2 protein-coding genes are annotated in these 1,348 nt (G+C 33.2%); one reads left to right on the forward strand and one right to left on the reverse strand.

The features are described 5' to 3' along the window. Positions 1–542, forward strand: a 542-nt coding sequence (locus ACFIME_RS07235; protein WP_375684728.1) for a hypothetical protein, incomplete at its 5' end; no start/stop codon positions are given. On the opposite strand, the gene ACFIME_RS07240 is transcribed toward ACFIME_RS07235, so the two are convergent. After that, a complete protein-coding gene (locus tag ACFIME_RS07240) occupies positions 516–1,307 on the reverse strand; it encodes a hypothetical protein (protein WP_375684729.1) in 792 nt (263 codons plus the stop codon). The two genes, ACFIME_RS07235 and ACFIME_RS07240, sit on opposite strands and share 27 nt — an antisense overlap. Positions 1,308–1,348: the final 41 nt, after the last annotated feature.

Below are 1,348 nucleotides of genomic sequence, written 5' to 3' on the forward strand. Positions count from 1 at the left end.
AGCTAGCAGAAAAAAATGAGTTAATAGCGTCACAAAAAGCGTTGATGGAAGGACAGCTAGCAGAAAATGAAGAGAAAATACAACAATTGCAGCAATTGCAACAAAAAGTGCAAGAACGTTTGTTGGAATCTGAACAGAAGAAATCTAAAGAGCAAGAATATTTGACTGAATATAAAAATATTAATGACAATCTTCAAGAGCCTGAAGATGTTCGTGCGCTTGTAAGAGAGTTTGTAAACAAAGCTCCAATTATAAATGAATATAGTGATGAAAAAGATGATGATAGAGCACGAAAGATATTGCAACAATTGATGATGGATGAACAGAGAAAGAATGAAGCAATTCAAATTATTAACGATGTTCATACATGGTTTATGGCAAAAAAAACCGTTACAATTGAAGAAGTTAATAAATGGGATAGATCGCAATATTTATTATTTCATCTTGTGAGGCCAAAGCCACTGACATGGGCCGAGTTGGCTGAAAAAAGTATTGAGGAACAACAGCGTTATTGTTCAAATTGGAAAACCATTATTCTTTGAACGTAACAGCTGTAAGAGTTCTGGTTCTGGTTCAAAGTATTGAATATCGCGGACGGGAAAATTCACTTTTTCTGGTGGATTTTGAGGATCTACGGCAGTGTGTTCTAAAGTGAATGCTAGTCTAGATGGTGTATTATTATTTATAGGTGCGATAGTAAGAACCAAGTATAGCGAGCTGGAAACATCAAGGCTAAATACATTAAGAGTATCATATATTTCAGGTTCTACTTTAGGTTTTTTTAAACAGAGAAGTTTGAAATTTTTGGGGGAGATGGTGTGTACCTTTTTATAAGGAGGAAAAGGATAGGATATACTATATGTTGCATGAATAAATCTAAAAAGGCTGTCTTTATTTATACTAATCGAATTGATTGTAATTGGTTGTTTTGTAGGATTTGCAATGAATAAAGCTATATCGATGAATAAAAATACGTCACTATCGGGATCTTTATATGTTCGCATATATTGTGACAAAACATTAAGTTTTCTTTGCTCTAAAATTTCTGTCTGTTTTTCTAGAACGTTGGTAAGCTTTTCTAGCGCTTGTGCTTGTTGTTTAGTTGATTTAGCTATGTCCATGGCATTAGCTAATTCAGCTTTAAACTTTTCTAGATCTTCCTTTCTTAATTTCAATGTCTGTTTAATAGAACGAAAAGCAAAAATTGCTGATAATAAAGCACCAACCGAAGAAAGTGCTGAAAATAATACAGAAAACGCTGAAAATAATACAGGATGCTGTTCTATCCAATTTAAAACTGCTTGCATATTTTACACACCGTTCTTTCTTTCATTTTCGGAAAAAAACA

This window comes from Bartonella sp. AP1QHHD, from assembly GCF_042196265.1.
GTDB lineage: Bacteria > Pseudomonadota > Alphaproteobacteria > Rhizobiales > Rhizobiaceae > Bartonella.

Coding starts and splice junctions, on each gene's coding strand:
- ACFIME_RS07240 (WP_375684729.1), bottom strand. CDS start 1,307: ATGCAAGCAGTTTTAAATTGGATAGAACAGCATCCTGTATTATTTTCA.